At 67.2% G+C, this 25,783-nt stretch carries 24 protein-coding genes; 15 read left to right on the plus strand and 9 right to left on the minus strand.

Going from position 1 to position 25,783, the window contains the following annotated elements; genetic code table 11:
* Positions 1 to 14: 14 nt before the first annotated feature.
* Positions 15 to 1,544 (minus strand): 1-hydroxycarotenoid 3,4-desaturase CrtD, encoded by a 1,530-nt coding sequence (gene crtD / locus ACQR2C_RS13550; RefSeq protein WP_434845576.1) that lies wholly within the window; start codon positions 1,542 to 1,544, stop codon positions 15 to 17.
* Between the two features lie 122 nt (positions 1,545 to 1,666).
* On the opposite strand from crtD, the gene ACQR2C_RS13555 reads away from it, so the two are divergent.
* The 12 genes from ACQR2C_RS13555 to ACQR2C_RS13610 all read left to right on the plus strand — a co-directional run bounded on the left by ACQR2C_RS13555 (position 1,667) and on the right by ACQR2C_RS13610 (position 12,735).
* On the plus strand, positions 1,667 to 2,536 hold the full coding sequence (locus ACQR2C_RS13555; protein WP_315803437.1) for a polyprenyl synthetase family protein: 870 nt from the start codon (positions 1,667 to 1,669) through the stop codon (positions 2,534 to 2,536).
* 527 nt (positions 2,537 to 3,063) lie between these two features.
* A complete protein-coding gene (locus tag ACQR2C_RS13560) occupies positions 3,064 to 4,206 on the plus strand; it encodes a methyltransferase (RefSeq protein WP_434873845.1) in 1,143 nt (380 codons plus the stop codon).
* 89 nt (positions 4,207 to 4,295) lie between these two features.
* Positions 4,296 to 5,237, plus strand: coding sequence for a chlorophyll synthesis pathway protein BchC (gene bchC / locus ACQR2C_RS13565; RefSeq protein ID WP_434881329.1), 942 nt, complete (start codon positions 4,296 to 4,298; stop codon positions 5,235 to 5,237).
* Positions 5,234 to 6,244, plus strand: a complete 1,011-nt coding sequence (locus ACQR2C_RS13570) for a chlorophyllide a reductase iron protein subunit X (protein WP_434881330.1) — start codon at positions 5,234 to 5,236, stop codon at positions 6,242 to 6,244. The genes bchC and ACQR2C_RS13570 overlap by 4 nt, the downstream gene beginning before the upstream one ends.
* 31 nt (positions 6,245 to 6,275) lie before the next feature.
* Complete coding sequence (bchY, locus tag ACQR2C_RS13575; RefSeq protein ID WP_434881331.1) at positions 6,276 to 7,826, plus strand: chlorophyllide a reductase subunit Y; 1,551 nt, start codon at positions 6,276 to 6,278, stop codon at positions 7,824 to 7,826.
* Positions 7,826 to 9,277: a chlorophyllide a reductase subunit Z gene (gene bchZ, locus ACQR2C_RS13580; protein ID WP_434881332.1), complete on the plus strand. Its 1,452-nt coding sequence runs from the start codon at positions 7,826 to 7,828 to the stop codon at positions 9,275 to 9,277. The genes bchY and bchZ overlap by 1 nt, the downstream gene beginning before the upstream one ends.
* A 29-nt stretch (positions 9,278 to 9,306) precedes the next feature.
* Positions 9,307 to 9,534, plus strand: coding sequence for a hypothetical protein (locus ACQR2C_RS13585; protein WP_434881333.1), 228 nt, complete (start codon positions 9,307 to 9,309; stop codon positions 9,532 to 9,534).
* Positions 9,535 to 9,684: 150 nt separating this feature from the next.
* Positions 9,685 to 9,915, plus strand: a complete 231-nt coding sequence (gene pufB, locus ACQR2C_RS13590) for a light-harvesting antenna LH1, beta subunit (RefSeq protein WP_315803444.1) — start codon at positions 9,685 to 9,687, stop codon at positions 9,913 to 9,915.
* Between the two features lie 16 nt (positions 9,916 to 9,931).
* A complete protein-coding gene (pufA, locus tag ACQR2C_RS13595) occupies positions 9,932 to 10,120 on the plus strand; it encodes a light-harvesting antenna LH1, alpha subunit (RefSeq protein WP_315803445.1) in 189 nt (62 codons plus the stop codon).
* Positions 10,121 to 10,249: 129 nt separating this feature from the next.
* Positions 10,250 to 11,095, plus strand: coding sequence for a photosynthetic reaction center subunit L (gene pufL, locus ACQR2C_RS13600; RefSeq protein ID WP_315803446.1), 846 nt, complete (start codon positions 10,250 to 10,252; stop codon positions 11,093 to 11,095).
* An 18-nt stretch (positions 11,096 to 11,113) separates the two neighbouring features.
* Positions 11,114 to 12,040 (plus strand): photosynthetic reaction center subunit M, encoded by a 927-nt coding sequence (pufM, locus tag ACQR2C_RS13605; protein WP_315803447.1) that lies wholly within the window; start codon positions 11,114 to 11,116, stop codon positions 12,038 to 12,040.
* A 17-nt stretch (positions 12,041 to 12,057) separates the two neighbouring features.
* Entirely contained in the window at positions 12,058 to 12,735 is a 678-nt protein-coding gene (locus tag ACQR2C_RS13610; protein ID WP_434881334.1) for a heme oxygenase (biliverdin-producing), read from the plus strand.
* A gap of 227 nt (positions 12,736 to 12,962) precedes the next feature.
* Here the strand turns inward: ACQR2C_RS13610 and ACQR2C_RS13615 are convergent, their stop codons facing one another.
* A complete protein-coding gene (locus ACQR2C_RS13615; protein ID WP_316183305.1) occupies positions 12,963 to 15,137 on the minus strand; it encodes a GAF domain-containing protein in 2,175 nt (724 codons plus the stop codon).
* On the minus strand, positions 15,138 to 16,508 hold the full coding sequence (ppsR, locus tag ACQR2C_RS13620) for a transcriptional regulator PpsR (protein ID WP_315803450.1): 1,371 nt from the start codon (positions 16,506 to 16,508) through the stop codon (positions 15,138 to 15,140).
* A 330-nt stretch (positions 16,509 to 16,838) separates the two neighbouring features.
* On the opposite strand from ppsR (ACQR2C_RS13620), the gene ACQR2C_RS13625 reads away from it, so the two are divergent.
* On the plus strand, positions 16,839 to 17,273 hold the full coding sequence (locus ACQR2C_RS13625; RefSeq protein ID WP_315803451.1) for a c-type cytochrome: 435 nt from the start codon (positions 16,839 to 16,841) through the stop codon (positions 17,271 to 17,273).
* Between the two features lie 258 nt (positions 17,274 to 17,531).
* On the opposite strand, the gene ACQR2C_RS13630 is transcribed toward ACQR2C_RS13625, so the two are convergent.
* From ACQR2C_RS13630 to ACQR2C_RS13655, 6 genes are all read right to left on the minus strand, one after another.
* Positions 17,532 to 17,795: a hypothetical protein gene (locus ACQR2C_RS13630; RefSeq protein WP_315803452.1), complete on the minus strand. Its 264-nt coding sequence runs from the start codon at positions 17,793 to 17,795 to the stop codon at positions 17,532 to 17,534.
* Between the two features lie 11 nt (positions 17,796 to 17,806).
* Positions 17,807 to 19,012 (minus strand): geranylgeranyl diphosphate reductase, encoded by a 1,206-nt coding sequence (locus ACQR2C_RS13635; RefSeq protein WP_434881335.1) that lies wholly within the window; start codon positions 19,010 to 19,012, stop codon positions 17,807 to 17,809.
* 2 nt (positions 19,013 to 19,014) lie between these two features.
* Positions 19,015 to 20,349, minus strand: coding sequence for a BCD family MFS transporter (locus ACQR2C_RS13640; protein ID WP_434881336.1), 1,335 nt, complete (start codon positions 20,347 to 20,349; stop codon positions 19,015 to 19,017).
* Positions 20,346 to 21,260, minus strand: a complete 915-nt coding sequence (gene chlG / locus ACQR2C_RS13645) for a chlorophyll synthase ChlG (RefSeq protein WP_434881337.1) — start codon at positions 21,258 to 21,260, stop codon at positions 20,346 to 20,348. The genes ACQR2C_RS13640 and chlG overlap by 4 nt, the downstream gene beginning before the upstream one ends.
* Before the next feature lie 14 nt (positions 21,261 to 21,274).
* A complete protein-coding gene (gene ppsR, locus ACQR2C_RS13650) occupies positions 21,275 to 22,642 on the minus strand; it encodes a transcriptional regulator PpsR (protein WP_315803456.1) in 1,368 nt (455 codons plus the stop codon).
* A 138-nt stretch (positions 22,643 to 22,780) separates the two neighbouring features.
* Positions 22,781 to 23,677, minus strand: coding sequence for a cobalamin B12-binding domain-containing protein (locus ACQR2C_RS13655; RefSeq protein WP_434881338.1), 897 nt, complete (start codon positions 23,675 to 23,677; stop codon positions 22,781 to 22,783).
* A 229-nt stretch (positions 23,678 to 23,906) separates the two neighbouring features.
* Between ACQR2C_RS13655 and bchF the strand changes: the two genes are divergently transcribed.
* Both bchF and ACQR2C_RS13665 read left to right on the plus strand, forming a co-directional pair.
* Entirely contained in the window at positions 23,907 to 24,500 is a 594-nt protein-coding gene (bchF, locus tag ACQR2C_RS13660; RefSeq protein WP_434881339.1) for a 2-vinyl bacteriochlorophyllide hydratase, read from the plus strand.
* Positions 24,497 to 25,783 carry a ferredoxin:protochlorophyllide reductase (ATP-dependent) subunit N gene (locus tag ACQR2C_RS13665; protein ID WP_434881340.1) on the plus strand — a complete coding sequence of 429 codons (1,287 nt, stop codon included), beginning with the start codon at positions 24,497 to 24,499 and terminating at the stop codon, positions 25,781 to 25,783. Before bchF ends, ACQR2C_RS13665 begins: the two co-directional genes overlap by 4 nt.

Here is a 25,783-nt window from a genome sequence, read left to right on the forward strand (position 1 = left end):
GCGGCCGTCATCGCTCAGCGCGTCGACATACCACCACGCATAGCCGTGGTCCGGGACAATGCGGTCGAAGCGAGGTCCGCGATCGCCCGCGCAGCGGCCATCCGGCCCGACAGCGCCGCCATCGGCACGCCCGGTCCCGGATGCGCGCTGCCCCCCGCCACGTAGAGCCCCGGCAGCCTGGTCGGCGCGCCCGGCCGCTGGAACGATGCCATCCAGCCGTGCGAGCTGCGGCCGTACAGCGCGCCCCCCGTGCCCGGAAACATCCGGTTGAAGTCCGTCGGCGTCGTCACGCGGGTCAATTCCGGCGTCGTCGCGATGCTGAGGCCGCAGCGCTGCAACAGGTCGAAGGTCTGGCGGGCACATTGGCTGATCTCCGAGGGAGCGAAGCGATGATGATCACCTGACGCGGGCGCGTTGATCAGGACGAACAGCGGCTCGTTGCCGCCGGCCTCGCGCGGCTGGTCGTCGCGATCCTGCGCGCAGACATAGACGGTGGGCTCGGCCGGCATCGCGCGGCGGTCGATCAGCTGATCGAACTCGGCGCGGTAGTCGCGCGAGAAGAACACGTTGTGCCGCACCAGCGGAAAGCCGTCGGCCCGCGCGAGGCAGCTCCAGGTCATCGCCGAGAGCGAGCGCGCGGACTGCGGGATCGCCGGCAGCGCGCGCGCGGCGTCCGCGCCAAACAGCCCCTGCGCCAGCGCGGCGACATCGGCCGTCGCAATCACCGCGTCGGCGGTGATCTGCTCACCGGTCGCGAGCCGTACGCCCGCGGCGCGACTGGCGCTCGTAACGATGCCGGCGACCTCGGCGTCATAGCGGATGCTGACGCCGTGGCGCCGCGCCAGCGCCGCGAGGCACGCGGCGAGCTCATGCATGCCGCCGTCGATCAGCCAGACGCCGGCCTGCTCGACATGGGCGACCAGCATCAGCGTCGCCGGCGCATGGAAGGGCGACGAGCCGCAATAGGTCGCGTAGCGGCCGAACAACTGCTGCAGTCGGGCATCGCGGAAATAGCCCCCGAGCGCCTTCCACAGCGTCTGGAACGGACGGATCGCCGTGAGATCGCGGAAGCCGGCATTGCGCAGCAGATGCGTCATGCTCGGCGCCGGGGTGCGGATGAAGGGATCCCTGAGCACCTCGAAGATGCGGCGAGCATCGCGGCAGAACGCGCGATAGCCCTCGGCCTCGCTGCGCCCGGCGAAATGGCCGATGGCATCGGCCGATCGCTCCTCATCGGCGAACAGATCGAGCCGGCTGCGGTCGGTCCAGGCGTGGCGCGCGAGGATGTCGAGCGGCGTCAACGTGAGATGATCCTCGAGCGCCGTGCCGAGCTCCGCAAACAGCTCGTCGAACACCCAGCGCATCGTGAACACGGTGGGGCCGGAGTCGATCCGGGCAGGGCCGATCGCGATCTGGCGCATCTTGCCGCCAGGCGCGGCGGCGCGCTCGATCACGGTCACCTCGGCGCCACGCGCGGCGAGGGTGAGCGCGGCGCTGAGGCCGGCGATGCCGGCGCCAACCACGATCACGCGGTGATCGGCCATCGCTTGTGCTCCTGTCCGCTCGGCCTGACGCAGGAAATGTCTAGCATGATTTACAGTATGGGTGTAAGTTGAAATTTACATAGGCGAGGACCGGCATGGGCCTCGCGGCAGGGGAGGCTGGCATGGACGTGATGGCCCGGATCGAGAAATCCCTCGTCACAGCGGTCGCCCTGGCCGACCGGCCCGGATGCCCGCCGCGCCTCTCGGCCGCCATGCAGGCCGCGGTGTTTCCCAAGGGGGCGCGGGTTCGTCCGCGGCTCTGTCATGCGGTGGCCAGCGCCTGCGGCGACGACGAGCCGGCCGCGACCGATGCGGCGGGATCCGCGATCGAGCTGCTGCACTGCGCCTCGCTGGTGCATGACGATCTGCCGTGCTTCGACAACGCGGCGCTGCGACGCGGGCGGCCCTCGGTGCATGCCGCGTTCGGCGAGCCGCTCGCGGTGCTCGCGGGCGATGCGCTGATCGTGCTCGCATTCCAGACGCTCGCCAAGTCGCGCTGCTCGCCGCTGCGGCTGGCGCAGCTGATCGCGACCATCGGCGATGCCGTCGGCGTGCCGCATGGCATCTCGGCCGGGCAAGCCTGGGAGTGCGAGCCGCAGATCGACCTGTCGCGCTATCACCGCTCCAAGACGGGCGCGCTGTTTGCGGCGGCCACTGTGTCGGGCGCCGCTGCAGCGGGGCATGAGAATCCGGAGGCGTGGCGCACGCTGGGCGAGACCATCGGCGAGGCCTATCAGGTCGCCGACGACATCCGCGATGCCGCCAGCGATGAAGAGGAGGCGGGCAAGCCCGTCGGCCAGGACGCCGCGCATGGCCGGCCCAACGCTGTACTGATCTATGGGCTCACCGGCGCCGTCAGCTATCTGCACGATCTCGTCGCCGACGGCATCCGCACCATGCCGCCCTGCGCCCACGCGCACGAGCTGCGCATGCTCATGGAGCAGGAAGCCAAGCGCCTGGTGCCGCGCCGCCTGGCGGCGTCGGCGGCGTGATGTTTCGGCCGCGTTGAATGGCAACGCTCGCGCCGCGCGCACAGTGCCCACCCTCCCCTGGAGGGGGAGGGGCGCCGAGCATGCGCGCAGCGGCATGCGCGGCGGGGTGGGGTGACGGACTGTCCGCGCCTGTGGTGCTGATGGCTTCGCGGGCGCCGGTGCCGGCAAACCTGATGTTGCCTCGACCCATCCTCACCTGTTTCCGGGCTCACCCCACCCCACCGCGCGCGTTGCGCGCGGTGACCCTCCCCCTTCAGGGGAGGGCAATCGCATGTGGAAATTCCGGGCTGTCGCGACGAACGATCCTGCAAGTTAGTTACTCCGTCATGGCCGGGCTTGTCCCGGGCACCCACGTCGTTCTCAGCATGCCGGCCGACGTGGATGGCCGGGACAAGCCCGGCCATGACGACGAGGAGAGAGACGAGCACAAAACGGCGATCGCCACATGCGATTGCCCTGCCCTCCAGGGGAGGGTGGGCAGTGGTGCGCGTCGATGCGCTATTGCCCGCCGACTGGAGCATTGATCCGTGTCGACCGTCGTCCGCCACGACACTCCGCCCCCGATCAGCCTCATTGATCGCTGGCGCGGCTGGCGCGACGCGCTGCTCGCGAGTGCGGCGTTCCAGCGCTGGGCGGCGGCGTTTCCATTGACGCGGCCGATTGCGCGCAGGCGGGCGGCGGAGCTGTTCGACCTGTGCGCAGGGTTCGTCTATTCGCAGACGCTGGCGGCTTGCGTGCAGCTCGATCTGTTCGAGACGTTGCGCGCCGGGCCGTGCGATCTCGCGGCGCTGGCGTCGCGCGCGGTGGTGCCCGAGGCCGCGATGGAGAGCTTGTGCGAGGCGGCGAGCGCGCTGCAATTGCTCGAGCGCCGCGGTGCGTGCTACGGGCTCGGGCCGCTCGGCGCGGCGCTGCTCGGCAATCCCGGCATCGCCGCCATGGTTCGACATCACGCCGCGCTGTATGCCGATCTCACCGATCCCGTGGCGCTGCTGCGCGGACAGGACCGCGAGCGCCGGCTCGCGCAGTACTGGCCGTATGCGCTGGACAAGACCGGCGATGCGCTGACACGCGACAGCGTCGCGCCCTACACGGCGCTGATGGCGGCGTCGCAGCCGATGATCGCGGACGTCGTCCTCGCAGCCTATCCCTTGAGTGGCCACCGTTGCCTGCTCGATGTCGGCGGTGGCGACGGCAGCTTCCTGACCGCCGCCGCGCGGGCTGCGCCGCAGCTGCAGCTCAAGCTGTTCGATCTGCCGGAGGTCGCCGCGATCGCGCAGGAGCGTCTCGCCAAGGCCGGGCTGGCCGATCGCGTCACGATCACGGCCGGCAGCTTCTACGACGATGCGCTCCCGACCGGCGCGGACGTGATCTCGCTGATTCGGGTCGTGCACGATCACGACGACGAGGCCGTGGCGCGGTTGCTCGCGAAGCTGCGCGCCGCGCTGCCTGACGATGGCGTGCTGCTGCTGGGCGAGCCGATGCGCGAGGCGGCCGGCGGCAGCGATGGCGTCAGCGCCTATTTCGAGATCTATCTGCGCGCGATGGGGCAGGGGCGGCCGCGCAGCCCCGCCCGCTTGCGCGAGCTGCTCCACGCGGCGGGTTTTTCGCAGGTGCGAGTGCTTCGCACCCGGATCCCGCTGATCGCCAGCGTGATTGTCGCGAAAAGCTGACACTCAAACTGTAAATATATATTGACACTCTCCATAGTCGGACTAACCTCACATCCGTAACTAAGCGGGCGTCGCCGGGGAGTTGGGCTATGGACGCGATCGCCGTCGTACTGGGGAGGCCGAGGGAGTTGTCGCTGCAACAGCTGCAGCTGGCGGATGCCCCGGACTGCCTGACCGTCGACATCGAATGGAGCGCGATCAGCACCGGCACCGAGCGGCTGCTGTACGAGGGACGGATGCCGTCCTTCCCGGGCATGGGCTATCCGCTCGTACCGGGCTACGAGGCGGTGGGCCGCGTCGCGCGCGCCGCGCCAAACTCCGGTTTTCGCAAGGGCGAGCGCGTGTTCGTGCCGGGCGCGGCGCGCTGCTTCGGCGAGGTCAGGAGCCTGTTTGGCGCCGCCGCCTCGCGTCTCAACGTTCCCGCACAGCGCCTTGTTGCGATCGATGAGACGACGGGCCAGCGCGGCGTGCTGCTGGCACTGGCGGCCACCGCCTATCATGCATTGCAGATCGGTGGTGACGGCCAGGCCGAATGCGTCGTCGGCCATGGCGTGCTCGGCCGTCTGCTGGCGCGGCTGATCGTGGCGATGGGCGGCGATCCGCCCGTGGTGTGGGAAAGCAATCCGGAGCGCGCCGTTGGTGCGACGGGCTATCGCGTCATCGATCCCGCAGAGGACAGCAGACGCGACTATCGGCTGATCTTCGATGCCAGCGGCGATGCCGGCCTGCTCGACAGCCTGATTGCTCGCCTGGCGCCACGTGGCGAGATCATCCTCGCCGGCTTCTACAGCGCGCCGCTCATCTTCTCCTATCCGGCGGCCTTCATGCGCGAGGCGGCGATCCGCGTCGCCGCCGAATGGAAGCACGAGGATCTGCTCGCGGTGCGCAATCTTATCGACACCGGCCGTCTGTCGCTGGACGGGCTGATCACGCACCAAGCCGACGCCTTGTCCGCGGAGAGCGCCTACCGGACCGCGTTCGACGATCCCTCATGTCTCAAAATGGTCTTGGACTGGAGAGCTGCCGCATGAATGCCCCGACCAAGATCAGTGCCAGCCTTGCTGCGATGACCGATACCCTGCGCGCCGAAGCCGCGATCGAGCCCGATGCGCCCGCGACGGCTGCGCCGAAGAAGGCGACGCAGATCATTGCGATCTACGGCAAAGGCGGCATCGGCAAGAGTTTCACGCTCGCCAACCTGTCCTACATGATGGCCCAGCAGGGCAAGAAGGTGCTGCTGATCGGCTGCGATCCGAAGAGCGACACCACCTCGCTGCTGTTCGGCGGCAGGGCCTGCCCGACGATCCTCGAGACCTCCTCGAAGAAGAAGCTTGCCGGCGAAGAGGTCAAGATCGGCGATGTCTGCTTCAAGCGCGACGGCGTGTTCGCGATGGAACTCGGCGGTCCCGAGGTCGGCCGCGGCTGCGGCGGCCGCGGCATCATCCATGGCTTCGAGCTGATCGAGAAGCTCGGCTTCCACGATTGGGGGTTCGACTACGTGCTGTTGGACTTCCTCGGCGACGTCGTCTGCGGCGGCTTCGGCCTGCCGATCGCGCGCGACATGTGCCAGAAGGTGATCATCGTCGGCTCCAACGACCTGCAGTCGCTCTACGTCGCCAACAATGTCTGCTCGGCGGTCGAGTATTTCCGCAAGCTCGGTGGCAATGTCGGCGTCGCCGGCATCGTCATCAACAAGGACGACGGCACCGGCGAGGCTGCGGCGTTCGCGGAAGCCGCCGGCATTCCGGTGCTGGCCTCGATCCCGGCCGACGACGACATCCGCCGCAAGAGCGCGAGCTATCAGATCATCGGCCGCCCCGGCACGCCCTGGGCGGCGCTGTTTGAGCACCTCGCCCAGAACGTCGCCGAGGCGCCGCCGCGGCATCCGCATCCGCTGACGCATGACGGTCTTCTCGGGCTGTTCAAGGCCTCGGAGGTCGGGCGCGACGTGGTGCTGGAGCAGGCGACGCTCGAGGACATGTGCGGCAGCACCGCAGTGGCCAAGCCGTCGCTCGAAGTGATCTACGACAGCGTGTGATGGGATCGGTCGGCGAGCGGAATGTAATGCAATGAGCGATCCTGTGGTCCATCAGGCAATCAGCGCGCAGAGCGGCGCAGCGGCAGCTCTTCTGCCGGCGCAGCCCGAGGCGCTCGGCTGCCACGCCGGCAAGGCCGAGCTCAAGCGTGCGGCCGATGCCGCCGGCAAGAGCGAGGTGCTGGCGCGCTACGCGGCCGACTATCCGGCCGGGCCGCACGACCAGCCGCAGAGCATGTGCCCGGCGTTCGGCTCGCTGCGCGTGGGCCTGCGCATGCGGCGCACCGCGACGGTACTGTCGGGCTCGGCCTGCTGCGTTTATGGCCTCACCTTCACATCGCACTTCTACGGCGCGCGGCGCAGCGTCGGCTACGTCCCGTTCAATTCCGAGACGCTGGTCACCGGCAAGCTGTTCGAGGACATCCGCGAGGCCGTGTTCAAGCTGGCGGACCCCGCCAACTTCGACTGCGTCGTCATCATCAATCTCTGCGTGCCCACCGCGTCGGGCGTGCCGCTGCAGATTCTCCCGAAGGAGATCAACGGCGTCCGCGTCATCGGCATCGACGTGCCCGGGTTTGGCGTGCCGACCCATGCCGAGGCCAAGGACGTGCTCGCCGGCGCGATGCTGAGCTACGCGCGCCGCGAGGCGGAGCAGGGTCCGGTGCAGGCGCCACGCGTGCCGCGCGGCGATCGGCCGACCATCGCGCTGTTAGGTGAGATGTTTCCGGCCGATCCCGTCGGCATCGGCATGATGCTGGCGCCGCTTGGTCTCGCCGCGGGTCCCGCGGTGCCGACGCGCGAATGGCGCGAGCTGTATGGCGCGTTGGACTGCGCGGCCGTGGCGGCGATCCATCCGTTCTACACGGCCTCGATCCGTGAGTTCGAGGCGGCGGGCCGCCCGATCATCGGCTCGGCGCCGGTCGGCTGGGATGGCACGGCGGAGTGGCTGGAGGCCGTTGGCGCGGTCTGCGGCGTCGGTCGCGCGCAGATCGATGCGGCCAAGAACGCGGTGCTGCCGGCGATCCGCGGCGCGCTTACGGCGACTCCGATCCGCGGCCGGATCACGCTGTCGGGCTATGAGGGATCGGAGCTGCTGGTCGGGCGTCTGCTGGTCGAGAGCGGCGCCGACCTGCGCTATGTCGGCACGGCCTGTCCGCGCACGCGCTGGTCGGAGGCCGACTGTGCCTGGCTCGAGAGCCGCGGCGTGCGCGTGCAGTACCGCGCCTCGCTGGAGCAGGATCTCGCGGCGGTCGATGAGTTCGCGCCGGATCTTGCGATCGGCACCACGCCGATCGTGCAGAAAGCCAAGGCGCGCGCGATCCCGTCGCTCTACTTCACCAATCTCATTTCGGCGCGGCCGCTGTTCGGCGTCTCCGGCGCCGGCTCGCTGGCCCAGGTCGTCAATGCGGCCATTGCCGGCAAGGCGCGTTTCGACGAAATGCGCGACTTCTTCGAAGGTGTCGGTGAGGGCGACACCGCGGGCGTGTGGCAGGGCACCCCTGTCGCGCGTCCTGATTTCCGCGACAAGTACCGCAAGGCGGTCGCGGCGCAGGCGAAGGCGCGCAAGTCCGAGGAGATGGTGTGATGCTGATCCTCGACCACGATCGCGCCGGCGGCTATTGGGGAGCGGTCTACGCGTTCACCGCGATCAAGGGCCTGCAGGTCATCATCGACGGCCCCGTGGGCTGCGAGAACCTGCCGGTGACCTCGGTGTTGCACTACACCGACGGCCTGCCGCCGCATGAGCTGCCGATCGTCGTGACGGGGTTAGGCGAGGACGAGCTCGGCCAGAAGGGCACCGAGCAGGCGATGAAGCGCGCCCGCGCCGCGCTCGATCCCGACCTGCCGGCGGTGGTCGTCACCGGCTCGATCGCCGAGATGATTGGCGGTGGCGTCACGCCCGAAGGCTCCAACATCAAGCGCTTCCTGCCGCGCACCATCGACGAGGACCAGTGGCAGAGCGCCAACCGCGCGCTGAGCTGGCTGTGGAGCGAATACGGCCTGCGCAAGATCCCCGAGCGCAAGTCGCGCAAGGACGGCGAGAAGCCGCGCGTCAACATCATCGGTCCGATCTACGGCACCTTCAACATGCCGTCGGATGTCGCCGAGATCCGCCGCCTGGTCGAAGGCATCGGCGCCGAGATCAACATGGTGTTCCCGCTCGGCAGCCATCTCGCCGACGTGCCGAAGCTGGTCAATGCCGACGTCAACATCTGCATGTACCGCGAGTTCGGTCGCCTGCTGTGCGAGACGCTGGAGCGGCCTTATCTGCAGGCGCCGATCGGGCTGCATTCGACGACGAAATTCCTGCGCTCGCTGGGCGAGATGCTCGGCCTCGATCCCGAGCCGTTCATCACCCGGGAGAAGCATACGACGATCAAGCCGCTGTGGGACCTCTGGCGCTCGGTGACGCAGGACTTCTTCGGCACCGCGAGCTTCGGCATCGTCGCCTCGGAGACCTACGCACGCGGCCTGCGCAATTTCCTCGAGACCGAGCTCGGGCTGCCTTGCCACTTCGCGATCTCGCGCTGTGCCGGCGCCAAGACCGATAATGACGCCATCCGCAAGGCCATCCACGAGCGGCCGCCGCTGGTGCTGTTCGGCAGCTATAACGAACGCATGTATGCGGCGGAAGCCGGCAACCGGTCGATCTACATCCCGGCCTCGTTCCCGGGCACGGTGATCCGGCGCCACACCGGCACGCCGTTCATGGGCTATGCGGGGGCGACCTACGTCGTGCAGGAGGTCTGCAACGCGCTGTTCGATGCGCTGTTCAACATCCTGCCGCTCGCAACCCAGCTCGACCAGATCGCGGCGACGCCGGCGCGGCTCGAGCGTGAGCTGCCATGGGATGACGGGGCCAAGCTCGCGCTCGACCAGATCATCGAGACCCAGCCGGTGCTGGTGCGGATCTCGGCGGCCAAGCGGCTGCGCGACGCCGCCGAGCGCGGTGCGCGCCAGGCGGGACTCGACAAGGTGACGGAGGACGTTCTCGCGCATGCGCGGTCGCAGCTCGCAACGGGCCAGGCCGCGTAGGCGCGGGGATAGCGGAGAGGGAGAGGACGATGTCGTTATACGAACGCATTGATCGTGACGTCGCACCGAGATCGCGCGAGCGCATCGACTATCTCCTGGTCTACGCGATGTGCTTCGCCGTGCTGATGGTCGAGGGCGTGCTGCGCCGGATCGGCTCCATCATCACCGGCCACCGGCCCGCGCCGCTCGGCGCGATCGTCGGTGAAGCAAGGATCAAGGCCGCGAACTGCGCGACCTCGTCCTTCATGGGACTTTGAGTTCGAGAGCGGTCAGTGCGCTCTCCGGATTTGCAAGGAGTTCGTGCGGCTCGCCGCACGGATGTCATCCCGGCGACGGGATGACACTTCGACGCCGCTCATCTCGGTGAACGGCATCCGGCCGAAAGGCCAACACCAGGAGGTACCACTATGGTGGACGTACCAAACAAGGGAGGCTCTCTGTCAGGGCTGACCGAAGCGGAGGCGAGGGAATTCCATAGCATCTTCATGACGAGCTTTGTGGTCTTCACGGCGGTTGCGATCGTCGCCCACATTCTCGCCTGGATGTGGCGTCCCTGGCTGCCCGGGCCGACTGGCTACAAGGCGGCGATGGATGGGGCAGCCCACTACGCCACTCTCGCGCTCTCCTACCTGACCTGATCGAAAGGAGAAAACTATGTGGCGCTTGTGGTTGTTGTTCGATCCCCGCAGGGTTCTCGTGGCTCTCGGCGTGTTCCTGTTCGGACTGGCATTGGTGATTCACTTCATCCTGCTCAGCACCAACCGGTTCAACTGGCTGGAGGGGCCGCGTGCAGCGAAGACGTCGTCGATCTCCGATCCGGCAACGCCGGTGAAGCTCAGCTAGCAGCTCGACGACCAGAGGGAAGCGGACGGGCGACGGCGGCAGACCCCGTTCGCCCGCTTCCCAAATCCTCTCGTCCAACGAATTCACGACACGTAGCATATCGCGCGACGGGCAGCGGAGGCAGGACCGATGGCAATGCTCAGCTTTGAACGAAAATACCGCGTCCGCGGCGGCACGTTGATCGGCGGCGACCTCTTCGATTTCTGGGTCGGACCGTTCTACGTCGGCTTCTTCGGCGTGACGACGATCTTCTTCACCTTTGTCGGCGTGGCGCTGATCCTCTACGCCACGGCGCTCGGACCGACGTGGAATCTCTGGCAGATCAGCATCAACCCGCCCGATGCCAAATACGGGCTGTCGTTCGCGCCGCTCACCGAGGGCGGCTTCTGGCAGCTCATCACGGTGTGTGCGCTCGGCGCCTTCGTCTCATGGGCGCTGCGCGAGGTCGAGATCTGCCGCAAGCTCGCGATCGGCTATCACGTGCCGTTCGCCTTCGGCTTTGCGATCTTCGCCTATTTCACGCTGGAGGTGATCCGTCCGGTGCTGATGGGCTCGTGGAGCTACGCCTTCCCCTATGGCATCATCACCCACCTCGATTGGGTGTCGAACACCGGCTATCAGTTCGGCAACTTCCACTACAATCCTGCGCACATGATCGCGATCACGTTCTTCTTCACGACGTGTCTCGCGCTCGCGCTGCACGGCTCGCTGATCCTGTCGGCCGCCAACCCGGGCAAGGGCCAGGAGATGAAGTCGCCGGAGCATGAAAACACCATGTTCCGCGATCTCCTCGGCTACTCCATCGGCACGCTCGGCATCCATCGCCTCGGTCTGTTCCTGGCGCTGTCGGCGGTGTTCTTCAGCGCCGTCTGCATCGTCATCTCCGGTCCCGCCTGGCTGATGCCGGAAGGCAATGCCTGGTCGGACTGGTGGGACTGGTGGCGCCACGTCCCGATCTGGTCGCCGCCGCAATGAGTTCAAGGAGAGGTCGTCATGGCCCAATACCAGAACATCTTCACGCAGATCCAAGTTCGTAGTGCGATCTATCCGGGTATCCCGATCGAGCCCGGCGTCTGGGAGCGCATCGGCAAGGGCAGCTTCAACTATTGGTTCGGCAAGCTCGGCGATGCCCAGGTCGGCCCGGTCTATCTCGGCTTTCTCGGCCTCGCGTCGCTGATGTCGGGCTTCGTTGCGATCGAGATCATCGGTCTCAACATGCTGGCCTCGGTGAACTGGAGCCCGCTCGAGTTCATCCGCCAGTTCCCGTGGCTGGCCCTGCAGCCGCCGGCGCCGGAATACGGCCTGCAGATCTTCCCGCCGCTGCAGGAGGGCGGCTGGTGGCTGATGGCCGGCTTCTTCCTGACGACGTCGATCCTGCTGTGGTGGGCGCGCACCTATCGCCGCGCGCGGGCGCTCGGTCTCGGCACGCATGTGTCGTGGGCGTTCGCGTCGGCAATCTGGCTCTATCTGGTGCTCGGCTTCATCCGGCCGATCTTCATGGGGAGCTGGAGCGAGGCGGTGCCGTTCGGCATCTTCCCGCACCTCGACTGGACCAACAACTTCTCCATCACCCACGGCAACCTGTTCTACAATCCGTTCCACATGCTCTCGATCGCCTTCCTGTACGGGTCGGCGCTGCTGTTCGCGATGCATGGCGCGACGGTGCTGGCGATCAGCCGCTACGGCGGCGAGCGTGAGCTTGAGCAGATCGTCGATCGCGGCACGGCGTTCGAGCGTGGTGCGCTGTTCTGGCGCTGGACGATGGGCTTCAATGCGACGGCCGAATCGATCCATCGCTGGGCCTGGTGGTTCGCCGTGCTTTGCACCTTGACCGGGGGCATCGGTATCCTACTGTCGGGCACCGTGGTCGATAACTGGTTCGACTGGGGCGTGAAACACGGGCTGGCGCCACCGCGCTGAGTCCTGCAGGTCGAGAGATGTTGGACAGAGTTGAACAGATCGATATGGCCGGGCGCAGCACGCGTCCGGCCAGTCTTTTGCAGGCGATGCGGGAGCGGACCAAGACGCTCCACGTCACCGCGGAGCGGGCCGGCATCGTGGCCGAGCTGTTGCGGGGGCGCGGCACGCGACAGGCCTACGCGTTGTTGTTGCGCAATCTGCTGCCGGTCTACGAGACGCTCGAAGCGGAGCTGCTCCGCCATCAGGGCACGCCAGTGACGGGCCGCATCGTGCGGCTGGAGCTGCATCGCAGTGCTGCGATCAAGGCCGATCTCGCCGAGCTCGAAGCGCGCAATCTGCCGTTGCTGCCCGAGGCGATCGCCTATGTTCGTGCTATCCACGAGGCAGGCTCCGGCTCCGGCCATCCGCTGCTGGCGCACGCCTATACGCGCTACCTCGGCGATCTCAGCGGCGGCCAGATCATCAAGAAGATCCTGGCGCGCTCGCTCGAACTGAAGCCCGAGGCGCTGTCGTTCTACGAGTTTACAGAGATCGCCGATATTCCGTGCTTCAAGGATGATTACAGGGACGCATTGGAGCAGGCCGGTGCGGCGATGGCCGAGCATGATGCGGTCATCGAGGAGGCCGCCACGGCCTTCCAGCTGAACATCGCGCTGTCGCAGGCGCTCCAGCAGGCGGCTGGGCTCGCTGGCTGAGGCGGCCGAGGTCCAGCCATATCAATCTCATGCATCAACGATGCGGTCCGGCACGAGACCGCGTTGGAATCGATGTGTTTCCGCCGGCGGAGGTCGGCTTCCCTCCCAGCAAGGGGGAGTAGACCGCAGGTGAGATATCGGGCGATTTCGTCAAAATACGAGCTGCGTAGTCAAAACGGGTGCGGGACGGCATCAATCAGCGACGTACCGCAGACACCCTCCCCGTCTCACTCCTCGCTCTGCGAGCGATACCACACCAGATGCTCCAGGATCTCCAGCGTCCGCGTCGTCGAATTGCGGATGCTCTCCAGCATCTCCGGCATGCTGCCGGCCTGTGCACCGTGCGTCACCTCGAGCGCGGCGAGCTGCGCGTTCTCCACCGTAGAGGCGGCGAGCTCCTTGTAGATCAGGCTTGCGCTCTGATCGAGCCGCAGCGTGGGCCGGCGGGCGCCGTCGATTTCTTCCTGGAAGCGCGCCCGGGCCGCCTCGGCGGTCTTGCGCTCGGTCAAGTCCGAGAAGATCAGCACGAAGCCGAGCACGCGATCATACGGCGCGATCACCGGGTCGGCGCGCACCATCAACGGCCGTTGCGGCGAGGCGCCGCCCGTCAGCGTCAGCTCGCCGCGCCAGCTGCGCTTGTTGCGCATGAGGTCGTCGAGATTGGCGCGGAATTCCGCCGGCGCGGTGCAGTAGCTGCCGAGGTCGCGCAGATACGGGATGTGCGGATGCGAGGCGCGCAGCTGCTGCTCGAATGCTTCGTTCATCAGCAGGATGCGGCCCTCGACATCGGCGATGATGACCGGCTGCTCCGAGCGCAGCACCTGGGCGCTGATCGTGGCGAGCTGGTCCTGCGCGATCACCATGCGCACCGAACGCAGCTGCAGCGCCACGTCGGCGACCGTCTCGCTGACGACGCGGGCGGAGGCGAGCTCGGCGCTCGACCACGGCTCGGACTTGCCTTCGACCAGCTGATGCCATTTCGCAAACGAGCGCCGCGGCGACAGATCCGACGGATCGTCGCCGATGATGACGGCCTTGAGCGGGTCGCCGCCCCAGGTCACCGTCCGCACCTGCTCCGGCCGGAACCACAACAGATACTCGCCCTCGCTCGCCGACAGCGGTGCGGCGATCAGGCCGCTGGCGATCGAGCGGATGTCGGCAAAGGACGGTTCGTCGAGCGTCAGCGAGCTGGTCGCCGTCAAGCCCTCGGGGGCTGCTCCCGGCGTATTGCGCCGGCGATCGAGCCAGGCGGCGAGATCGCGGATGCGCTGCGTCGACGGGACGTCGCCGGCGGTCGTGACCTGGCCCTCGAACAGCAGCGCCGCGCCGCTCGCACCAAGCGGCTGCAGCAGCGACTGCGAGCCGTCGAACAGCGCCGCCTGCCATTCGCCGTCGCGCGACACCGCTTCGACCAGCCGCTGCTCCAGCCGGCGCACGACCAGCTCGGACTGGCTTTGGGCAAAGCTCTCCAGCGCCGCGATCCGGATCGCGCAGGTCTCGGCCAGCGCCTCGCCCGCCGCGCGAATGTCGAACGGCACGAAGCGCGGCTCATAGTGATGGCACGCGATCAGGCCCCAGAGACGGCCGCTGACTATCAGCGAGCACACCAGCGTCGCGCCGACGCCCATGTTCTGCAGGTATTTCTGGTGGATCGGCGACATGCTGCGCAGGCAGCTCAGGGACATGTCGAGGTCGCGGCCGTTGAGCGGCGAGATTCGCGGCTGCAGGGGCACTGGCGTGTAGTTGACGTCGACCAGGAGGCGCACACGGTTGCGCTCGTAGAGCCGGCGCGCGATCTGCGGAATGTCGGATGCCGGATAGCGGTTGCCGAGAAAGGCCTCCAGATCCGGCCGCCGCCGCTCCGACAAGACCTCGCCATGGCCGTCCTCGTCGAAGCGATAGACCATGACGCGATCGTAGCCGGCGATCTCCCTGAAGATGGTCGCCGTCTCGTCGCACAGGCCGAGCAACGATGAGGCCGAGGTGATGCGGTGGAAGGCGCTGTCGAGCGCAGGCGCGATGTTGGTCGTCTTCGTCGCCGGCTCCAGCTCGACGATCAGCCCGCCATTCGAGGGGCGGTGAAGCGTGCAGTCGACCCGGCGCGGCGGCGCCCCGGCGGTGCATCGCAGGGTCATCGGAGCCAGATGGAGGGGGCTGTTGAGATGCGGCAGGATCTGCAGGGCCAGGTCGCCGCCAAGATCGCGCAAGGGACGGCCGACCACGGAGCCGGTGTTGAGGAAGACGGCCGCATTGGTGCTGGCCTGGATGACGATGTTGTCGGGCTCCTTGACCGCCAGGAGAATGCCGTGCGGCTGGATCGAGCCTGCGAGATGAATCTGTTCACGCTCGCAATCCGCAAGAGTAGCGTGGCCGAAGGCCGGCGTTGTCAGCGGAACGGGCAACTATCTCCCCTTTTCGGTTTCCTCGTCGCTTTCTTCGAGTTGGCTCAGATTATACCGATCGAGCTTGGCGTAAAGACTCTGGCGGCTGAGGCCGAGAATTTCGGCAGCCGACGTCCGGTTCCCGTTGGCGAGCTCGAGCGCAGCGCGGACGTAATGCTGCTCGACGACTTCGACCGTGCTCCTCACCAGGTCGCGCAACGGTGTCTTGCCGACGGATTCATTGAGGCCCGCGAGGGCGACCCGCAGATTGTCATGCTCCGCCGCGGGCGACAACCGCCTGGCGATGTTGCGCAACACCAGGCCGATCCGGCGCTGGCCGTCGAGGCCATGGGCGGCAGCCGAGATCTCGACCTCGGTCTCGGTCCCGAGCTCGCCCTGGATCGTGGTCGACAGCAGCCGGACGGCTCCATGGCGCTCGACGTTGGAGATCAGCACCGAAAGGTCGGCGCCGGGGCGCGTCAGCCACCGGCTCAGCTTCTCATCGATCAGCGCCTCTTTCGATCCGACCTCGACCAGCTCCAGGAAGGCCCGATTGGCCCGCTTGATGGCACCGGTGCCATCGATGCTGATGACGGCATCGGGAAGATTGTCGATCAGCGCTTCGGGATCGTCGGGGAGCGGGCCCGGCTGCGCGGCCTTGCCGATCGGCGCCATCTGCAGCAGGAACATCGGCGCGGTCTCGCTGGTCATCAGCGATCCCCGGAGCATCCAGGGTGCGGTGTCGTGGCCGAGGTGAATCACGATGCCCGGCGCCTTGCCCTGGTCGCGGACGCGCCTCAGCATCAGCTCTACCGGCTCGCGATCCTTTTGCGGGATCTCCTGCAGGAACTCGCGGCCCACCAGATTGTCCCGGCGACGGCTTGAAACGCCGAGCGCGGCCGCCGCCGTCCGATTCGCTTCGACGATGCGCAGATCTGACACCTTCGTCAGCAGCACAGCCTCGTTGGAGTCCTCGATGACCAGGCGGTAGCGCGTCTCGATCTCGCGCAGCTTCCAGTAGTCGCGCTCGATGGTCTGCTGGGCCGAGATCAGCCGGGCCTGGAGCTCCGCGACCGCCTGCAGATTCTTGCCGATCGCCAGCATGCCGGCCCGGCCGCCGAGCAGCACGGTCGTGAATTCCATCGGCAGCTCGAGACCGCTCGGGAACCGCTGCGTGATCTGCCGGAACGCGGAAATGCCGGTCCGCTTGGTGTCCTGCATGATGCGCTCGATCTTCTCGCTCGCATCATCGACGATCTCGGACCAGGGACGGCCGAGCCAGATGTCGACATTCTCGGCTGACATGTTCGGCGACAGCGTCGCCTCACGGATCACGCCGTCCATGTCCAGCAGCAATGTCACGTCGGGTCGTGGACCGTGAAACTCGGCCATGGTCTTGGCACCCGTTATCTTTGGCACCCTCTTGAGACGCTCGGGGGATCGCGGCCAGTTCATTTGGCGCGCATTTTGAAGGTGTTGCGCCCCATCCCGCTAACGTATTGAGAGTCTTGAGAATGTCGTTAGCCCATGCAGGGCGCTCGCTGTCAAGGCTTATTTCAGAGCATCCTTCTTTCGTTGGTATCCCTGCGCCTATTGCATGTTCGAGCTGCGACTTATTCGCTCACTTTCGCCTGAACGAGGCATGACAAGATCACGTGACACTGTTACCTGTAAGGAGCAAATCACATGGGCTAACAAAAACGACGCATCGGGAGGTAGCATATGCTTCGATCGGGTTTGGTTGCAGCGGTCATGACTGCCATGTCGGCGGGCGCCGCGTTCGCGTTGGACGGCGGGGACGCTGCCAAGGGCGAGCAGGTCTTCAAGCAGTGCATGACGTGCCACCGGATCGGACCGGAGGCGAAGAACGCCGTCGGTCCGGTACTCACCGGCGTCGTCGGCCGGCCCACCGGGACCTATCCGGGCTTTGCCTATTCGGAGCTGAACAAGCATGCCGGCGAGGCGGGGCTCGTCTGGACCGAGGACAATATCTTCGCATACCTCCCGGATCCCAACGCCTTCCTGAAGAAGTTCCTCACCGACAAGGGCAAGGCGGATCAGGCGACCGGCTCGACCAAGATGGTGTTCAAGCTCGCCAACGAGCAGCAGCGCAAGGACGTCATCGCGTATCTGAAGACGTTCTCTGAGAAGAAGTGAGCGGCGTCGGTACCGCGCTCAGGTTCTGAGCGGTTGCCCGCGCACCTTCCGCACGCACCCGTGTCGTCCCGGCGAACGCCGGGACCCATACCGCGTGATCTCCCTTGGGGCACGCTGCGCGTTGAGCCTTCTGTGAAACCGATAGTTGCCGGTGGCTATGGGTCCCGGCGTTCGCCGGGACGACAGCTGTGGGTGCCCTTTGCGTCAGCGGGGTTTGCGCGGGCCGAGCGCATGAGTCATTTGAAGAGGCGATATGCCTCAACGCCACCGCTGCCTGAGATCAGCCGCGTTGGCGAGGCCGGAGGCGGCGAGGCAGCCCGCGAGCCAGAACCACGGCGCCCCGGTCAGCGCGCAACGTACAGCCAGCAGCAGGAACACCCCGGCGAGCAGATTGGGCAGCAGCGCGAGCGGGCTGATGCCGCGGCGGTGGCGCTGCCAGATCCACGTCACGGCCGCAAGCTCCACCGCGACCACCGTTAGGATCAGGTCGACCAGATGCGGGCTGTGAAACAGCTCATCCATCGCGCGAGCCGCTACGCCGCCCTCGCGAGCCCGGTGAGGTGCGCGATGTTCTTGAAGAAGATGCGCACATGCGACAGCGGCTTGGCGCGGACCAATTCCTTGTTCATGTAGGCGTCCCAGGTCAGCTGCTGGACGTCCTTGTCACGGCAGATCGCGACGAAGCGCTCGCGGCGGGCATCGCTCGTGTACCAGTAGCGCTGCATCAGACCGAGGATGAAGAACACGGCGCCGTGCCTGCGCATGAAGGATCTGCGGGCCGTCGCCAGGGCGGCTGCATCGCCGGTCTTGAGGAACAAGGCAACGGCGTCGGCGGCCGCGCGGCCGCCAGCCATCGCGTAATAGATGCCTTCACCGGAGGCCGGGGCCACCACGCCCGACGCATCGCCGGCCAGCACGACGTCGCGGCCATTGTCCCAGCGCGACAGCGGCTTCAGCGGGATCGGCGCGCCCTCGCGGCGGATGGTCTCCAGTTCGTCGAGCGCGGCAGTCTTGCGGAACGCCGCCACCGAGCCGCGTAGCGAGAAGCCCTTGTGGGCGCTGCCGGTGCCGATGCTGGTGGTCGGGCCGTGCGGGAACACCCAGCTGTAGAAGTCCGGCGACAACTGGCCGCGATAGACCACGTCGCAGCGGGTCGCGTCGAACAGCGGGTGGCCGCGATCGGGCGAGCGGACGATCTCGTGATAGGCGAACACGTAGCTGATCTCGCTGGCCTGGGGGATGCATTGCCGGGCCACCGCCGAGATCGCGCCGTCGGCGCCGATCACCGCGCGGGCCCGTACGCTGGCCTGCTGCATGCGGCCATCGTCCGTGCGGGTGTCGTAATGCACGATCGCGGTGCCGTCCTTGTCGCGGGTGAGCTCGCTGAAGGTTCCGGTGCGGCGGATCGTGCCGCCGTCTGCCGCGCGTGCGCGCAGCCATTCGTCGTAATGCTCGCGATCGACCATGCCGACGAAGCCGCCGTCGATCGGCATGTCGACGTCGCGGTTGCTCGGCGACACCATCCGGGCGGCCGAGATGTGCGCCACCAGCAGATGGTCGGGAATCTCGAACTCGGCGATCAGTCGCGGCGGGATGGCGCCGCCGCACGGCTTGATGCGGCCGGCGCGGTCGAGCAGCAGGACATGATGACCCTGGCGGGCGAGGTCATTAGCGGCGGTGGCGCCGGCCGGGCCGCCGCCGACCACCACGACATCGAACGTCTCAGACGAGGTGCTCATCGCTAGGCTCCCTGATTGGCCGGCCGCGCCTGAAGCGCCGCAGTCTGCTCGCGCGGACGCTTGATCCAGATCGCGAGCCAGGCGGAAAGGACGAACAGCGCCGCTTCGGCGGCGAACACCGCGGCATAGGCCGAGGCGGTCGAAGGCATGAAATGACGCGCGGCGTCCGCCGCCGCGGTGCCGACGAAGCCGCCGATGCCGAACGAGATCGCCTGCGAGGCGCCCCACAGGCCCATGCGCGTGCCCTCGCGATTGTCGCGGCCTTCGCTGACCATGTTCATCATCGCGCCGATCGCGGCGATGGCGTAGACGCCGTTGGTGATGCCGAGCAGCAGCACGGACGCGCGTAGCGGCCAGGCCGGGCCGACGGTGGCGGCGGCGACCAGGCTGAGCAGCGCCAGCGCCGAGGCGAGACAGCCGCCGATGATCCAGGGCTGCGGCCGCGTCCGCCAGTCGGCATGCAGGCTCGCCATCGCCGGCATCAGGATCATGCCGATCAGCGCGCCCATGTGCTGCACGGAAGAGAGCTGCGTGGTCTGGCCCGGCGTCATGCCGAACACGCTGCCGGCGAACGGCTCCAGGATGAGGTCCTGGGCGCTGTAGGCGAGCATCGAGACGAAGATGAAGATCGCGAAGCGCCGCGCCTGCGGCTCCCGGCAGATCTCGCGGAAATCCTCCATGAAGCCGGAGCGATTCGCGGCGCCGGAGGTCGTGCGAGGAGACGCGTCGGGCTGCTCGATCCCCCAGACGCCCAGCAAGGTCAGCACCATGGCGATCGCCGACACCGTGCCGGACACCAGCATCAGCCGCTCGCCGGAGAACGGATCGAGCGCCTTGCCGGCGACCGCGGTCGTGACGATGAAGCCGGTGATCATCATGATCCAGGCGATCGAGGCGGCGGCGCTGCGCCGCGCCGGCGCGGTGCGCTTGGCGAGCAACACCAGCAGCGAGGTGCCGGCGGCGCCGACGCCGATGCCGATCATGATGAAGGCGATCACGGCGATCGCGAGACCGAGAGCGAGATGCGTCGCCATCAGCGCGGTGGCGGCGGCGGCCAGCAGGCCGCCGGCGGCGAGCACGGCCATGCCGCCGACGATCCAGGCGAAACGACGCCCGCCGACGTCGGAGCCATGACCGAGCCAGGGCCTGAGCACCTGCATCGCGTAATGGATCGCGACCAGGAGGCCGGGGATCATGGCCGGCAGAGCGAGCTCGATCACCATCACGCGGTTCAAGGTCGAGGTAGTCAGCACCACGACCGCGCCAAGCGCGGTCTGCACCAGGCCCAACCTGACGATGCCGAACCAGGACAGAGGAGCGGGCGCAGCGTTGCTCATGCCGGCAACCCCGCCAGCGCGAAGGCCGTGACCAGCATGCCCAGCACGTAGAGCAGCACGCCGGTCCCGTTGTACCAGGGCGCGAGCTCGCGCGGATTCGTCATCAAGCGCCGCATCAGCACCAGCTGGGCCGCGATCAGCGCTGCGACGATCGTGGCATGGGCCGGTCGGCTCCAGACGATAAGCAGCACGAGCACCGCGACCTGCGCCAGCGCCATCGTGATGCAGGCGAGGCGGGCGGCGCGCTCGGGCCCGAGCAGCACCGGCAGCGAATTGACGCCGCTGACGCGATCGCCATTGATCGACTTGAAGTCGTTCAGGGTCATGATGCCGTGCGCGCCGGCGCTATACAGCAGGGCGATCGAGAGCACCGGCCAGGACGGCGCCTGCGCGCTCATGATCGCCGCCGCGGTGATCCAGGGCAGTCCTTCATAGCAGAGGCCGACGGCGCTGTTGCCCCACCAGCCGTTCTGCTTCAACCGGATCGGCGGCGCGCTGTAGGCCCAGGCGAGCGCAAGGCCGAGCGCCGCCGCGGCAAAGCCCCAGGTGCCGAGCAGGGTGGCGACGCCAAGCGACAGCACCGTCCAGATCAGCGCGATATGGAGACCCCAGCGCCCGGGAATGCGGCCGGACGGGATCGGGCGATCCGGTTCGTTGAGCGCATCGACATGACGGTCGAACCAGTCGTTGACGGCCTGGCTGGTGGCGCACACCATCGGCCCGGCGAGCACGAGGCCCGCGATCACGATCGGCCAGTGCGACGCCAGCGGCGCGCCCGACGACACCACACCGCAGCCGAACGCCCAGATCGGCGGAAACCAGGTGATCGGCTTCAACAGCTCGAGAACGGCCGAGGGCCGAAGCCTTGATGGAAGCCCTGGAGCGAGCGGGACGGGCGCGATCTCGGTCATTGCAACTGTTCCACCTATTCCAACTGACTGTCTTCTTCGCTCGGCTCGGCAAGGCCATAGCGCCGCAGCTTGACGTAGAGGCTCTGTCGGCTGAGGCCGAGCATCTCGGCAGCGGTCGCGCGGTTGTCGCCGGTCAGCTTGAGCGCGGTCTCGATGCACATCCGCTCGATCACGTCGGTGGTCTCGCGCACCAGCTCCTTGAGCGGCACGCGGCCGATCAGCTCGGCGAGCTGCTCACGGGAGCGTGGAATATAGCCGTGGTCGCCGCCGTCGCTGGAGATGCGCGGGCCGACATTGCGGATGGTGAAGCCGAGCCGGGCCTGGCCGGGCGCCCCGACCGTGCTGGCGGAGATCTCGACGTCGACCGGCGAGCCGTGCTCGCCGCGGACGACGCTGGAGAACAGCTTCACGCTGCCATGCTGGCGCAGATTGGTCAGCATGACCGAGAAATCGATCGCCGACTTGCCGATCCAGCGGTCGATCGTCTCGCCCAGGATCTGGTGCATGTTCTCGATCTGCGCGAGCTGCAGGAAGGTGGCGTTGGCGTGCAGCAGGCGGCCGTCCATGTCGGTGATGACGAATCCGTCCGGGGCCGATTCGACGAACTGCACGAGCTGGGTGTTGACGTCGGAGCTCTTCGGGAGTGCAGGCTGCGTGGCCAGCGGCGAGAACCGCAGCAGGAACAGCGACGCGTTGTCCTGCCGGAAGAAGGTGCCGTCGAGCAGATAGTCGCGGCCGCCGTCGAGCCGGATCCTGGCGCGTTCGATCTTGCCCTGCGAGCGGATCGCCAGCGACAGGGATTGCGACATCGCCATGTCGTCGAGCAGCAGCGCATCGGGAAACAGCTTGCCGATCAGATTGGCGGCGCCGTGATCGAGCAGGGCGGCCGCGGCCGGGTTGGCCTCGACGATGCGATGGCTCACCGCATCGACGATGAGGACCGGCTCCGACGTGATCTGGAACAGGATCCGGTAGCGCGATTCGGCGTTGCGCATGCGCGAATAGTCGCGCTCGATGGCAACTTGCGCCTCGATCAGCTTCTGCTGGAGCGCGGCGGTGGCGCGCACGTCGCGGCCGACCGCGATGAAGCGCGCCGCGCCCTTGATCGCCACCACCGCGAACAGGATCGGGATGTCAGGCCCGCGCGCGGCCGGATAACGCACCTCGCGCCAGCGCGACACCTTGCGCTGGGAGGCCTCCGTGAGCAGCAGCTCTGGCTTTGTCTGGCTTTCCTCGGACACTGTTGCTTGCCAGGATCGGCCGATCCACGCGTCTGTGTTTCTCAGTTCAAGCGGCAGGCCGGCTTGTTGAAAAGCCAGGTCCTGAATGTTGCCGTCGGCGTCGAGCGCGAGCGCAATGTCGGACGCTGCGGCCACCAGCATGCCCGCAACATCCGCATTGAGGTCGCCAAGCGACTCTTTCGGAGCTCTGAACGCCCTCACCAACGCCGTTGTCCTCCCAGTCAAGGAGCCTTCGCGCGGCAAGTCTCGTTCCAGCATTCATCTTCACTGCACCCTCAGCTATCGCCGTTCGGTCAGAAGACTGACGACGTGCCGGGCTTGCGAAGCCTCTCTGCTCGGATCGGAGACGACACCGTCGCCACCGACCAGGAGAACGAGTTCAGGCCGTTCAATAAAAGCAGGACCGCAGACCAGCACGCCGACGTCCTGGTTGGAGGACTCGCGCCGGACCATCCTTATGTTTGAGGCGAGATCGTCAAGCTTCCTGTCGCTGGTGGCGAAGAATTCGACGACGTTGAACCACTGCGAGCGGAGCGTCTCGACGAAGCCGCGATCGGCCGTGTCCGGCTCGATCCAGGTCTCGAAGCCGTCGCGACGGAAGAACTCGCCCGCCAGCACGAGACCGAACATCATGTGGCCCAGCTCGCGCCTGTCGCCCGGCGCCGTGGTCAGCAGCACGCGCAGTCCTGCGGGCGCGACCGCGAGCTCGGCGCAGAAGGCCGGGCTGAAATGCCGCAGCAGCTGCTGCAGCCGCCACAGCGCGAGCGTGACGTCGGCGAAGTCGCGCTCGTCGTCCGCCCACAGGTGGCGCAGATGGTTCGCGGTGGGGACCAGGAGATCGAGATAGATGCGCTCCAGGGTCTCGCCGTGATCGCGATGCGCCTGGATGCAGGCCACCGCGCCAACATCGTCCGCGTCCAGCACGAGCTCGGCGAAATCAGCCGCCTCCTGCGCCGAGGCCGTGATGATCGCCGGGACGCGTTCCAGCGCGGAGGCATGGGCCATCACGAGCCGCGGAATGATCTCGGCTTCGATCGCGTCGTTGAGTTGGGGATGGCGTGTGGTGCGGAGCGGCGCGACGATGCGCGGCGATGCCGGCGAATGAAAACCGGGCTGCCCACGCTTCGTCCGAAAGCGGGCTCGCGGAAATCGGGCTGTCTCATTGAGCTCGGTCATAAGCGCCTCCCCTCCATATGAGCGCACGTCACTCGTTGCGTCAATATTATTTGACGTCAATTTTGATTGACACTCTTCCTGCCCAGGTCTAGCGTTTCCCCATCGGGCTCGCACTCGGGGATTTGCGATGCGCCACCTGCGAACTGCACAACGTGACGTTGATCAGACCGAGTGCGGTGCACCACCAATCCCCCTGTGGTTGTCGTCATCGCATCACTGGGCACCGATGTTGTCAAATCATCTTTACACATCGTGTGATGCGCAGTTCACATCCGCCACTGATCCGTCGCTCTGGAGCCAGCTCTGCTTCACGCCTGACCCGGCGTCGCGTGCAAAGCGGCAAGCGCTTTACACGGCTGAGGAAAAGCGCCGGCGCGACGCCACGCCATGGACTCTGGTGCAGGGCATTCTGGCGCCGCTGCAATTTCTCGTCTTCCTGAGCAGCCTCGGCCTCGTGGCGCGCTATCTCGCGACCGGCGAGGGGCTGTGGCTCGCGACCGCCTCCGTCGTTCTCAAGACGGCGCTGCTCTACACCATCATGATCACCGGCTCGATCTGGGAGCGGGTCGTGTTCGGACGTTATCTGTTCGCACCGGCCTTCTTCTGGGAGGACGTGTTCTCGATGCTGGTGATCGCGCTGCATACGGCCTATCTGGCTGCGATCATCGGCCATGTCGGCAGCGCCCAGCAGCAGATGCTGCTCGTGCTCGCCGCCTACGCAGCCTATGCGATCAACGCCGCGCAATTCCTGCTCAAGCTGCGCGCGGCGCGGCTGCAGGACGAGGCGATGGCGGCGACGTCCCGTGCGGAGCGCGCGTCATGAATGCTCCTGCACAAGCCTGTGCCGTGAAACCACCTGCTTCGCCGGACGGCGTGCTGCGTGAGCGCGGCCAGCGCGAGGTGTTCTGCGGCCTGACCGGCATCGTCTGGCTGCACAGAAAGATTCAGGACGCGTTCTTCCTCGTCGTCGGCTCGCGCACCTGCGCGCATCTGATCCAGTCGGCCGCCGGCGTGATGATCTTCGCGGAGCCGCGCTTCGCCACCGCGATCATGGAGGAGCGCGATCTCGCCGGGCTCGTCGACGCCAATGACGAGCTCGACCGCATCGTCGGTCAACTGCTGGCGCGCCGTCCCGAGATCAAGCTGTTGTTCCTGGTCGGCTCCTGCCCGTCGGAAGTGATCAAGCTCGACCTGTCACGCGCGGCGCTGCGGCTATCGCAGCGCTTTTCGCCTGATGTGCGCGTGCTCAACTACTCCGGCAGCGGCATCGAGACGACGTTCACTCAGGGCGAGGATGCCTGCCTCGCGTCGCTCGTGCCGGTACTCCCCACCGCCGATCGCGGCGCGCGACCGTCGCTGCTCGTGGTCGGCGCGCTCGCCGATGTCGTCGAGGATCAGTTCAGGCGGACTTTTGCGGCGCTCGGCATCGATCAGGTTGCGTTCCTGCCGCCGCGGCGCTCGTCGGAGCTGCCGGCGATCGGCCCGCAAACGCGGGTGCTGCTGGCGCAACCCTTCCTCGGCGACACCGCACGCGCGCTTGAAGAGCGCGGCTGCCGCCGCATCGCGGCGCCATTCCCGCTCGGCGGCGAAGGCACGGCGCTTTGGCTCGCAGCCGCGGCCGACGCCTTCGGCGTGTCGCGCGCCCATGTCGAGCGGACCATCGCGCCGCTGAAGGCGCGGGCCGAGCGCGCGCTGGCGCGCTACCGCGCGCAGCTCGCCGGCAAGCGCGTCTTCCTGTTTCCGGATTCGCAGATCGAGATCCCGCTGGCGCGTTTCCTGGCGCGCGAGATCGGCATGGAGCTGATCGAGGTCGGCACGCCCTATCTGCACCGCGAGCATCTCGACTCCGAGCTGGCGCTGCTGCCTGATGGCACGCAGCTCAGCGAGGGCCAGGACGTCGAGCGGCAGCTCGATCGTTGCCGCGAAGCCCGGCCCGACCTCGTCGTTTGCGGACTCGGCCTCGCCAACCCGCTGGAGGCCGAGGGCCTGACGACGAAATGGTCGATCGAGCTGATCTTCACGCCGATCCAGGGTTTTGAGCAGGCCGGCGATCTCGCCGAGCTGTTCGCGCGGCCCTTGCTGCGGCAAACCCGACTGGCGGTGTGA

It is taken from the genome of Bradyrhizobium sp. HKCCYLRH3061 (assembly GCF_051168015.1).
Taxonomy (GTDB): domain Bacteria; phylum Pseudomonadota; class Alphaproteobacteria; order Rhizobiales; family Xanthobacteraceae; genus Bradyrhizobium.

Excerpts from the sequence above, each read along its gene's own strand:
- crtD (WP_434845576.1), bottom strand. The coding sequence starts at position 1,544 with ATGGCCGATCACCGCGTGATCGTGGTTGGCGCCGGCATCGCCGGCCTC.
- ACQR2C_RS13555 (WP_315803437.1), top strand. The coding sequence starts at position 1,667 with ATGGACGTGATGGCCCGGATCGAGAAATCCCTCGTCACAGCGGTCGCC.
- bchC (WP_434881329.1), top strand. The coding sequence starts at position 4,296 with ATGGACGCGATCGCCGTCGTACTGGGGAGGCCGAGGGAGTTGTCGCTG.
- ACQR2C_RS13570 (WP_434881330.1), top strand. The coding sequence starts at position 5,234 with ATGAATGCCCCGACCAAGATCAGTGCCAGCCTTGCTGCGATGACCGAT.
- bchY (WP_434881331.1), top strand. The coding sequence starts at position 6,276 with ATGAGCGATCCTGTGGTCCATCAGGCAATCAGCGCGCAGAGCGGCGCA.
- bchZ (WP_434881332.1), top strand. The coding sequence starts at position 7,826 with ATGCTGATCCTCGACCACGATCGCGCCGGCGGCTATTGGGGAGCGGTC.
- ACQR2C_RS13585 (WP_434881333.1), top strand. The coding sequence starts at position 9,307 with ATGTCGTTATACGAACGCATTGATCGTGACGTCGCACCGAGATCGCGC.
- pufB (WP_315803444.1), top strand. The coding sequence starts at position 9,685 with ATGGTGGACGTACCAAACAAGGGAGGCTCTCTGTCAGGGCTGACCGAA.
- pufA (WP_315803445.1), top strand. The coding sequence starts at position 9,932 with ATGTGGCGCTTGTGGTTGTTGTTCGATCCCCGCAGGGTTCTCGTGGCT.
- pufL (WP_315803446.1), top strand. The coding sequence starts at position 10,250 with ATGGCAATGCTCAGCTTTGAACGAAAATACCGCGTCCGCGGCGGCACG.
- pufM (WP_315803447.1), top strand. The coding sequence starts at position 11,114 with ATGGCCCAATACCAGAACATCTTCACGCAGATCCAAGTTCGTAGTGCG.
- ACQR2C_RS13610 (WP_434881334.1), top strand. The coding sequence starts at position 12,058 with ATGTTGGACAGAGTTGAACAGATCGATATGGCCGGGCGCAGCACGCGT.
- ppsR (WP_315803450.1), bottom strand. The coding sequence starts at position 16,508 with ATGGCCGAGTTTCACGGTCCACGACCCGACGTGACATTGCTGCTGGAC.
- ACQR2C_RS13625 (WP_315803451.1), top strand. The coding sequence starts at position 16,839 with ATGCTTCGATCGGGTTTGGTTGCAGCGGTCATGACTGCCATGTCGGCG.
- ACQR2C_RS13630 (WP_315803452.1), bottom strand. The coding sequence starts at position 17,795 with ATGGATGAGCTGTTTCACAGCCCGCATCTGGTCGACCTGATCCTAACG.
- ACQR2C_RS13635 (WP_434881335.1), bottom strand. The coding sequence starts at position 19,012 with ATGAGCACCTCGTCTGAGACGTTCGATGTCGTGGTGGTCGGCGGCGGC.
- ACQR2C_RS13640 (WP_434881336.1), bottom strand. The coding sequence starts at position 20,349 with ATGAGCAACGCTGCGCCCGCTCCTCTGTCCTGGTTCGGCATCGTCAGG.
- chlG (WP_434881337.1), bottom strand. The coding sequence starts at position 21,260 with ATGACCGAGATCGCGCCCGTCCCGCTCGCTCCAGGGCTTCCATCAAGG.
- ppsR (WP_315803456.1), bottom strand. The coding sequence starts at position 22,642 with ATGCTGGTGGCCGCAGCGTCCGACATTGCGCTCGCGCTCGACGCCGAC.
- ACQR2C_RS13655 (WP_434881338.1), bottom strand. The coding sequence starts at position 23,677 with ATGACCGAGCTCAATGAGACAGCCCGATTTCCGCGAGCCCGCTTTCGG.
- ACQR2C_RS13665 (WP_434881340.1), top strand. The coding sequence starts at position 24,497 with ATGAATGCTCCTGCACAAGCCTGTGCCGTGAAACCACCTGCTTCGCCG.